The sequence below is a fragment of the Clostridium ragsdalei P11 genome (assembly GCF_001675165.1).
In the GTDB taxonomy this organism is placed as follows: Bacteria; Bacillota; Clostridia; order Clostridiales; family Clostridiaceae; genus Clostridium_B; species Clostridium_B ragsdalei.
This window is the reverse complement of the sequence record NZ_LROS01000045.1, coordinates 1-9,774: the sequence shown is the minus strand read 5'-3', so window position 1 is coordinate 9,774 and position 9,774 is coordinate 1. Positions and strand designations below refer to the sequence as shown.

The 9,774-nt window shown below is 32.6% G+C and carries 8 protein-coding genes, 1 tRNA gene and 1 pseudogene; 7 read left to right on the top strand and 3 right to left on the bottom strand.

Features of this window, described 5'->3' with window-relative positions:
• Positions 1 to 273 precede the first annotated feature (273 nt).
• On the top strand, positions 274 to 1,173 hold the full coding sequence (locus CLRAG_RS16010) for an RluA family pseudouridine synthase (protein ID WP_065079320.1): 900 nt from the start codon (positions 274 to 276) through the stop codon (positions 1,171 to 1,173).
• A 39-nt stretch (positions 1,174 to 1,212) separates the two neighbouring features.
• Here CLRAG_RS16010 and CLRAG_RS16005 read toward each other — a convergent pair whose 3' ends face one another.
• Positions 1,213 to 2,439 (bottom strand): D-alanyl-D-alanine carboxypeptidase family protein, encoded by a 1,227-nt coding sequence (locus tag CLRAG_RS16005; RefSeq protein ID WP_065079319.1) that lies wholly within the window; start codon positions 2,437 to 2,439, stop codon positions 1,213 to 1,215.
• A 145-nt stretch (positions 2,440 to 2,584) separates the two neighbouring features.
• On the opposite strand from CLRAG_RS16005, the gene CLRAG_RS16000 reads away from it, so the two are divergent.
• The 5 genes from CLRAG_RS16000 to CLRAG_RS20650 all read left to right on the top strand — a co-directional run bounded on the left by CLRAG_RS16000 (position 2,585) and on the right by CLRAG_RS20650 (position 7,849).
• The gene (locus CLRAG_RS16000) at positions 2,585 to 3,202 is read left to right on the top strand and encodes a helix-hairpin-helix domain-containing protein (RefSeq protein ID WP_065079318.1); all 618 of its coding nucleotides are present in this window, start codon (positions 2,585 to 2,587) and stop codon (positions 3,200 to 3,202) included.
• A gap of 74 nt (positions 3,203 to 3,276) precedes the next feature.
• Positions 3,277 to 4,311: a selenide, water dikinase SelD gene (gene selD, locus CLRAG_RS15995; RefSeq protein WP_154105005.1), complete on the top strand. Its 1,035-nt coding sequence runs from the start codon at positions 3,277 to 3,279 to the stop codon at positions 4,309 to 4,311.
• Positions 4,312 to 4,337: 26 nt separating this feature from the next.
• Positions 4,338 to 5,720: an L-seryl-tRNA(Sec) selenium transferase gene (gene selA, locus CLRAG_RS15990; RefSeq protein WP_065079316.1), complete on the top strand. Its 1,383-nt coding sequence runs from the start codon at positions 4,338 to 4,340 to the stop codon at positions 5,718 to 5,720.
• Positions 5,721 to 5,780: 60 nt separating this feature from the next.
• The gene (gene selB / locus CLRAG_RS15985) at positions 5,781 to 7,688 is read left to right on the top strand and encodes a selenocysteine-specific translation elongation factor (RefSeq protein WP_065079315.1); all 1,908 of its coding nucleotides are present in this window, start codon (positions 5,781 to 5,783) and stop codon (positions 7,686 to 7,688) included.
• A gap of 64 nt (positions 7,689 to 7,752) precedes the next feature.
• Positions 7,753 to 7,849 (top strand) — tRNA-Sec (locus CLRAG_RS20650).
• Between the two features lie 135 nt (positions 7,850 to 7,984).
• On the opposite strand, the gene CLRAG_RS15980 is transcribed toward CLRAG_RS20650, so the two are convergent.
• Together CLRAG_RS15980 and CLRAG_RS15975 are read right to left on the bottom strand one after the other, a co-directional pair.
• Positions 7,985 to 8,245 (bottom strand): helix-turn-helix domain-containing protein, encoded by a 261-nt coding sequence (locus CLRAG_RS15980; RefSeq protein WP_083985766.1) that lies wholly within the window; start codon positions 8,243 to 8,245, stop codon positions 7,985 to 7,987.
• Between the two features lie 71 nt (positions 8,246 to 8,316).
• Positions 8,317 to 8,745 carry a hypothetical protein gene (locus CLRAG_RS15975; protein WP_065079313.1) on the bottom strand — a complete coding sequence of 143 codons (429 nt, stop codon included), beginning with the start codon at positions 8,743 to 8,745 and terminating at the stop codon, positions 8,317 to 8,319.
• Between the two features lie 842 nt (positions 8,746 to 9,587).
• Here CLRAG_RS15975 and CLRAG_RS15970 point away from each other — a divergent pair.
• Positions 9,588 to 9,774, top strand: a pseudogene (locus CLRAG_RS15970) (methyltetrahydrofolate cobalamin methyltransferase); the annotation flags it as partial.

Here is a 9,774-nt window from a genome sequence, read left to right as displayed (position 1 = left end):
ATGGGAATTAGTATCAGATATTAAAATTCTTTTTGACGAACTTAATTCTAATTTTGCTAAGATTCATTCATTAGCTTATGCTAGAAGTTTCCTAGTATAAGTTAAATTATCACTTAGAAACCCTATATAGGGTTTCTAATTTAAGATTGCATCAGCAGCATTATATTTTAGATTTTTTGGAGTTTTAACGAAAGAAAATCATCCATAACAATTAATTCTTAACAATTAATTATTAATTGTATTTAGCAGTTTGCTGCAGAAAGGAAAAGTTATATGAAAGAAAATAAGATAGTATTTATAGTAGATGAAAAAGATGAAGGATTGAAATTGAGATACTACCTGCAAAGAGTTCAAAGACTTTCAGGCAGACTTATAAAAGGGGCGGCCTTGAGTGGAAGGATAGAGATAAACAATAAAAGGGTAAAATTAAACCATATAGTAAAGTCAGGGGAAAGTATATCTTTAAACCTTGTAAAAGAGGAGTCTCAAAATGTAGAGCCTGAGAAAATGGATATAGAAGTAGCATACGAAGATGATGATCTGATAGTTGTAAATAAAAGACCGGGTATAGTGGTGCATCCTACAAGAAGTTATCCTTCAGGTACTTTGGCTAATGGACTTATGTATTATTTTAAGGAGAAGGGAGAAGATTGTATAGTAAGATTAGTAAGTAGATTGGATATGGATACTTCAGGTCTTATAATAGTTGGAAAAAATCAATTTGCTCATATGGCTCTGGCAAGAGACATGAAAAGTGAAGAATTTGAAAAGAGTTATATTGCTGTCATTCATGGAAAGATGGAAGAAAATGAAGGAACTATAGATTTGCCAATATATAGACAAGAAGGAGAAGACATAAGAAGAATTATAGATGAAAGAGGACAGAAAAGCATTACTCACTATAAGGTAATAAAGGATTTTAAGAATGATCAGTTATTAAAGCTTACGTTAGAAACGGGAAGAACCCACCAAATAAGGGTACATTTAAGTTATTTAGGTCATCCTCTTTATGGAGATACATTGTATGGAAAAGAGAACGACAGTATGTATATAAATAGGCAGGCACTTCATGCTTATAGGCTTAAATTTCCACACCCTAGAGGAAATAAGATATTGGAGCTAGAAACTGCTATCCCAGAAGATATTCTAAAATTAATAGAAAAAATAAGCTAAAACTCTATGTATTTTAAGTTTCAGCTTATTTTAATATAATTATTTATTAGAGAATACACGTCTTTTCAACACAAATACAACAGCTAAAATTATAATGATAGGTGGTACAGCGAGTAAATACTTATTTTTCATAATAATTTTTTGCATATTGTTAGAATTTAATACTTGTTTTTCACCATGAGTTATGCTGCTTGCAAGCTTTAATTTTCCTATTTCTCTTCCTTCAAAGGATATAGAAGCTTCATCAACTATATCTCCCTTTTTAAAGAATCTAAACATTAAGTTTTTATCCTTTAGGGTTACCTGAGGTACATTTGTATCATCCTTAGCTTTGATATAGTAAAAATCATAAGCAGCAATCAGTGGAATAGAAAGTCCATCTTTATTATAAGTTGTGACTAAAGCTCCTTTTTGGTATAACTTGGTAAAGGTAAAATTGTTAAATCCAAAGTTAAATAAAGCTACTGCGTCAGGGAAAAAAGTTTTATTTTTATCGTGAATTAGTGCCACTATAAGCTGTTGTCCATTTCTTGTAGCTGTAGATACATAGGAGTGAAATGATTGTACGGTATATCCTGTTTTACCGCCTAGGCATCCACTGTAATAATAGGTGGATTGTTTTTGTATCAATTTATTTTCATTCCATACTTCCCTTGGCTGTGGGGATTTGTTGGTAGCTGGGATAGTATAAGATATAGTAGTAGCTATCTTAGAATATTCAGGATGCTTAGATAGTGCTCTCATCATTAGAGCTAAATCTCTTGCTGAGGTTTTATGGTTTTCATCAAATAATCCAGTAGGATTTACAAAATTGGTATTTTTAGCTCCAAGTTCCTTAGCCCTTTTATTCATCTTAGCTACAAACTTATCCATAGTACCACCTATATGTTCTGCTAGTGCTTCTGCACAATCGTTATCTGAAGCTAGCAGTAAACCATATAGCAAATCCTTTACAGTTAATTGCTCACCTTCACAGAGTCCAACTCTAGTTCCATCTACATTTGGTGGATTTTTACCGATTATAACTTTATCATTTAGATTTGTATTTTCAAGTGTTAAAAGTGCAGTCATTATTTTGGTAGTGGATGCTGGTGGATACGCAGTATCTGGGTCTTTAGAATACAAAAGCTGGCCAGTAGCTGCATCCAAAATTACAGCGCCATCAGCTGAAACAGGAGGAGGCATTTCTTTAGCATGAACTACTCCATAGGGATTATTAGAACAAATAAGCAAAAACAGTAGTGCAAATGTGACTATTCTTTTCATTTTTTCCTCCTTTAGGACAATTCCTAAATATTATATCAAAAAAATAATATATATGCGACATAATTTTTTTAAATTGTCAATAATTTAAATTATAAACATAAATATATTTCATTGCAAATTACAATTATATAAGAGGGGAATAGTAATGAGAGATAAGAAAAAAATTGTAGGTTCAATTGTTATTTTGATTGTATTTGCCTTATTCTTAATTATAGGGTATGTGAACTCGAGACCATCCAGTAATACTGCAGTGAAGAGTGAAGAAGTATTTAAAGATCAGGATAATGCTGGAGAAGCCTCTAAAAGTAAGCCATATAAAGGCATAACCGTATATGTAAATGGAGAAGTTAAAAATCCTGGAGTGTATAAATTGAAAAATGATAGTAGAATACAGGATATTGTAAAGGAAGCAGGTGGATTTACAGCTGCAGCGGATACAAGTAAACTAAATTTAGCTAAGAAGTTAAAGGATGAAGATTATATATATGTAGACAAAAAAGTAGAGAATGGGACAAATAAGGTTGAATCTGGTGGGAAAGGAGGCAGTAGTGGAGGAGTAGGACAGGATGGAAAGGTAAATATAAACAAAGCTTCCAAAGAAGAATTAAAAACAATACCTGGAGTTGGAGATGTTACTGCTCAAAAGATAATAGACTATAGAGAAAAAAATGGGGATTTTTCTTCTATTGAGGATTTAAAAAAGGTAGGAAGAATAGGTGATAAAACCATTGAAAAGATAAAGGATAAGATAGAGGTAAGGTAGATATAGATAGATGAAGTTTGTTATAAAATGGTGTACAATATTGTAGAGAATGAATTTCTATTGGAGGTGTTATTTTGAAGCATAAGAGACTAACAGAACTTGCTCGAACTTCTGGGTGAGCAGCTAAAATAGGACCGGAGGTCCTTTCTAAAATACTGGGTAAGTTACCTCGAATGGAAAATGAAAATTTAATGGTTGGAATAGAGACTTCGGATGATGCTGCGGTTTATAAATTAGATAATGATACAGCAGTAATACAAACACTTGATTTTTTTACACCAATAGTGGATGATCCTTATACTTTTGGTCAAATAGCTGCAGCAAATTCTCTAAGTGATATATATGCGATGGGAGGAAAGCCTAAAGTAGCACTTAATATAGTTTGTTTTCCTTCCTGTCTTCCTGAAGAGGTGCTAGGAGAAATACTAAGAGGTGGTGCTGATAAAGTTATTGAAGCAGGTGCAGTAGTAGTTGGAGGCCATACTGTAGAGGATAATGAGCCTAAATATGGGTTGTCAGTTATGGGACTCGTACATCCTAGTAACATACTTAAAAATTGTGGATCTGAAGTAGGGGATGTAATTATACTTACTAAGCCTTTAGGTATAGGAATAATTAATACTGCAATAAAAGGAGAAATGGCATCTAAAGAAGCTTATGATAAGGCAATTAAAGTTATGTCTACTTTAAATAAGTACGCAGGAGAAATAGTAAGTAAATACTCTGTAAGTGCATGTACAGATATAACTGGTTTTGGAATTATGGGGCACGGATATGAAATGGCTTCTGCATCTGGTGTTACATTAAAGCTTTATGCAAGTAGAATACCTTATATACAAGAGGCAAGAGAATATGCCGAAATGGGATTGGTACCGGCAGGTGCATATAGAAATAAAGACTATTTGAAAGGTAAATATTCAATAGAAAATGTACCTGAGTGGATGGAAGATATTTTATTTGATCCACAGACGTCTGGTGGACTTCTTATAACCTGCAGCAAATCAGAAGGTATTAAAATTATGAAGGAACTTTCAAAGCTTGAAGTAAAATCTTCTGTAATAGGTGAAGTCGTACCTTTTCAGGAGAAGAAATATATAGAAGTAGAATAATGGTTTAAAGGAGTGAAAGTCAAGTTGTGGATAAAAAACAATTATTAAGAAAACTTCCTAAAATGGATGAACTCTTGAATGAAGAAATTGTAAAATTAGAGACTGGCACTACAATGAAAGAAATTGTAATGGAATCTTTAAGAGAAGCTGTAGACAATTATAGAAATCTTATTTTAAAGGGTAAAATTGAAGACTTTACAAAAGAAGGTATATTGAAAAGCTTTAGAATAATAATTGAAGAAAAAAAGCAGCCCAACTTGAAAAATGTAATAAATGCTACGGGAGTTATCATACATACTAATCTAGGGAGATCCATTTTAAGTGATGGTGCTTTAAAGAATGTAATTGATGCAGCTCATAATTATAGTAATTTAGAATATGACCTGGAAAAAGGCACAAGAGGATCTAGGTATAGCCACGTAGAAGAGCTGATTAAAAGGATTACAGGAGCAGAGGCTTCTTTAGTTGTAAATAACAATGCAGCTGCAGTAGTCTTGGTTTTAAATACTCTTTGCAGTGGAAAGGAAGCCATAGTGTCTAGGGGACAACTGGTGGAAATAGGGGGTTCTTTTAGAATACCTGAAGTTATGGAATTTAGTGGAGTCAATCTTGTGGAAGTAGGAACAACTAATAAAACTCATCTGAGAGATTATGAAAATGCCCTTAGTGAAAATACGGGAGCATTTTTAAAAGTTCACACATCTAATTTTAAAATAATTGGTTTTTCAGAAGAGGTGTCTTTAGAAGAAATGGTGAAACTATCAGTAAAAAGCAGGATACCGGTAGTAGAGGATATAGGAAGTGGAACACTTATAGATTTTTCTAGATATGGATTTGAGTATGAGCCTACAGTACAGGAAAGCATAGATAAAGGTGTTGATGTAGTTACTTTTAGTGGAGATAAAATGCTGGGAGGGCCTCAGGCGGGCATAATTGTAGGAAAGAAAAAATATATAGACAAGATGAAAGAAAATCAGCTTACAAGGGCTCTTAGAATAGATAAAATGACTCTTGCAGCTCTTGAAGGCACATTAAAATATTATCTAGATGAAAGTGAAGCAATAAAAAATATACCAACACTGCATATGATACTTGCAAGTGAATACGAGCAAAAACGCAGAGCTCTTATTTTGAAGGAGAAACTTGAAAATAAGAATTTGAATTTTAAATTTACTGTAGAAGAAGATTATTCCATGGTAGGAGGGGGATCCATGCCAGGACAAAAAATACCTACCTATGTAATTAAAGCAGAAAGCAGCAGTGTGTCACCAGAACAGGTTAATAAAAAGTTTAGAAAGAGAAGAGTACCTATAATTGTACGATTAGCGCATAATCAAGTTATAATGGATTTAAGAACTATGCTAGATAGGGATTTTGATATTTTGGTAGATGCTTTTACAGAGTTGTAGCTTAAGGTATTTTCTTTGAAATGCCTAACTTGATACATTTCAGTTTGGAGGTAATTTTGTATGAGGCATGTTGTAATAGGAACAGCGGGGCATATAGACCATGGCAAAACTGCACTTATAAGAGCCTTGACGGGAAGGGAAACTGACACTTTAAAAGAAGAGAAAGAAAGAGGAATATCAATAAACCTTGGATTTACTTTCTTTGATTTGCCATCAGGAAAAAAAGCTGGAATTATAGATGTACCTGGTCACGAAAAATTTATAAAAAATATGTTAGCTGGGGTTAGTGGTATAGATTTAGTACTTATGGTGATTGCAGCAGATGAGGGAGTTATGCCGCAGACTAGAGAGCACTTTGAAATACTTCAACTTTTAAATGTAAATAAAGGTATAATTGTGGTTACTAAAATAGATTTAGTAGATGAAGAGTGGCTGGATATGGTAATAGAGGATATAAAGAAAGAGTTTAAAGGAACTTTTTTAGAGAATGCTCCCATATGCAAAGTTTCTTCTAAAACTAAAATTGGTTTAGATTCTCTGGCAAGAGAAATAGATAGACTTACAGAAGATGTTTCCTGTAAAGATATAAGAGGACATTTTAGGCTTCCTGTAGACAGAGTTTTTTCTATAAGTGGATTTGGCACAGTTGTAACGGGTACTGTAATTAGTGGAAGTATTAGAGAAGGTGAACAAGTACAAATATATCCTTCCAAAGTATTATCTAAAGTGAGAGGCATACAAATAAATGATAAACAGGTAAAAAAAGCTGAAGCAGGTGAAAGATGCGGAATAAATTTAGCAAATGTAAAAACTAGTAGTATAGATAGGGGAGATGTCATATCATTAGAAAATTTAATGGAACCATCTCTCATGATAGATTGCAAATTACATTATTTAAAGAGTGCACCAAAACCTCTGAAGAATAGACAAAGGGTAAGGATTTACCATGGTACCAGTGAAATCATATGTAGGGTAGTGATACTTGATAAGAAGGAAGTAAATCCAGGAGAAGATTCTTACATTCAATTTAGATTGGAAAAGCAGCTTACTTCCCAGAGAAAAGATAGATTTGTAATAAGAAGTTATTCTCCTATGAGTACAATAGGTGGAGGAATCATAATAGAACCTTCTGCTAAGAAAGCTAAAAGATTTAATGAGGAATATATAGAAGAGTTAAGAATAAAGGAAAAAGGGAATACACAAAATATACTAGAAGGTGTCATTAAAAATTTGAGCGAAAGTTATCCTAAAGAAGAGGATATATTAAAGGCTTTGGGTAAAAACGAAGTCAGCATAAAGAATCAGTTAAAAAAGCTAGTAGATAGTGGAACAATAGTAATATTAAATGGAGGAGAAAAAAATGTATATCTTCATAAAGATTTTTTGAATGAAAAAATTAATGTATTAGAGGATATATTAGAAAAGTTTCATGAAAATAATCCTTTAAAAATAGGAATATCAAAAGAAGAAATTAAAAATAAAGTATTTGGGAAAAAAATTAAGCAAAAAATATATGATTGTATAATGGAGTTTTTAGAGGATAAAAATGTTATAAATACTTACAAAAATTTTGTATCCCTAATAGATTTTAAACCTAAATACAATGATATGCAGAATGATATTAGAAAAAATATACTGAGTGAGTTTAAAAAGCAAAAGTTTATTCCACCAAAGTACTCGGATTTAGAGAGTAGGTGCAAGGATAAAAAATCATTTAGAATGGTATTTGAATCTTTAGTTGATAGGGAAGATATAGTTAAAATTTCTGAGAATTTCTGGCTTCTCTCTGAGTACTATCAAAAGGCTAAAGATATTGTAATAAATTTTATAAAGGAGCATGGAAACATATCAATTGCTGAATTTAGAGATGAACTACAAACCAGCAGAAAGTATGCTTTAGCACTTATGGAGCATTTTGATACTATAAAGTTTACCAAGAGGATGGAAGATAAAAGAATCCTTTATTAACCACATATGAATTCGTTGACATTGGGTTTTGGTTTACTTATAATAGTACTTGGTGATTTGAAATGGGAGTAGATAGGTGCTGGTGTGCCTGCCAGTCTTCAAAACTGTGTTGTCGTGCTAATACCACGATGGGTGAGTTCGATTCTCACATATTCCCGCCAATTGATGTTACAAGCTTTAGAAGAGTTTATTAAATTTTTTTAAGGCTTTTTTATTTTGCAAAATTTAGGATTTGACGACGTAAGATTTTTATTTTTTAATTTTTTTCTACAGCTTTCTATATAAAAGGAATTATATCACATTTTAAAAGGATGTTCTTTGGCACACAAAATTAATTTTCTTTCTTCCATTATTTCAAATACGATTAGCAAATGAAGATTGACTTTAGGATCATCTAAATCCAATTTCGATATTTCAAGAATCCGCTTCAATTGATATAAAAATGTTGCCCTCTGCATATAAAGATGCCGGATAGTTTTTGTAACACTCAGGTTATTTTGCAAATATATTTTCAAGGTTTTGGTATATTCCCGCCTGTGCTTTTTATCATAGTCCATTAATCTGAGCAAGCCCTGGGGGCAGAGGGCTTCTATGTTTGATTCAGCAGCCGCTCGGAGAATTAATCGCTTTAGAGCGTATTGCTCATAACGGTAGCACCAAATTGTTTCATCATAAATGTTTCCAATACGGATAGCAGTTCATCTCTTGTCTTAGCCGTTGCATTTAAATTCACAATCGCCAAAATATAGTCTTTCTGCTCTAAAGATACACTTCCTTCGGGACTTAAATATTTATTGGTGTCTTCCTCTGAATACAGCATCAAATTTCTCGCTTTTTTTCTCTCACAGAAAAAAATGTTTCGAAGTCCCGGCGTATATATTGCAATCGGGTTATTTATGAACGGAAGTGCAGATTCACCTAACTCCCTCAGTGGAGCATTATTGGCTAACAACTCTAGCAGATTTTTGTCCCAATTTGAAAATAGGTTGAACGTATCCTGCAGCTTTTCCATTATTTCTAGTGGATTAAGTTCTGGGGTTACAAAAATAATATCCATGTTTTTGTGAAATTCTATACTTTTATCATATCCAAAACAAATATATGCCCCATCCTGCTCATAATTTCATGAGCACCTCTAATGTATACATTTTGTATAAATTATTCTTAAAAAAATGTACATTCTGCAAATAGAATTACAAATTTCCATTTGCTATAATGTAATTATATCAAATAGTTGATAAATTACGACGATTTCTGCTGGTTCTTCTGTTATTTATACGATAATAAAAAATGTATAGATTTAGTTAGGAGAATTAGAGATTATGACATATCTTTTCAATTGACGCAGCAGATACATATCCTGATTAGGGTCAATTAAATGTTGTGAACAGCTGAGGACCTATATTTTCTTAATGTAAATGTTTAATGGGATTTTTGAGGTGTAGGATGATGAACATATTATATACAAAAATATTGTAAAAGCACCTAATCTCATTTTCCTGAATCTTGCTGTGTTATTTTTATCAACTATGTGTGCAATGGGTGATATGGTCGTGATACCTATTGCAAGTAATTTATATTAGGTATTAAAAATGATAATTTAGTCAATGCTATTATCACCGGACCAGCCATAATAGGTGTTATTTTTTGATTCATTAGCGGTGCTTTAGTAGACAGAATAAACAAAAAGACGTTAATCATTATCAGCTTTGTCTTGTTGACGTTTACTTCTGTCGTTGACAGTGTAATTGTCAACGATTACTATATGTTGATATGCCATTTGATTTTTATGGGCGCCGCATTAGGATTAGAAGTAGTGCCGGAAAATATGCAGGGTACAGCAATTGGAATAATGGGTGTGGCAAATTAAAGTAAATGTTTAAAGAAGGGGTGTATATTATGATAATAATTGGTGAAAAAATTAATGGAGCGATTCCTTCCACAGGTAAAGCCATTGCGGCAAAAGATGCAGAATTTATAAGAAATCTTGCAATAAAGCAAACAGAAGCAGGTGCAGATTTTATTGATGTTTGTGCTTCAGTGGATGATGATATCGAACTGGAAACAATGAAATGGCTTATAGACA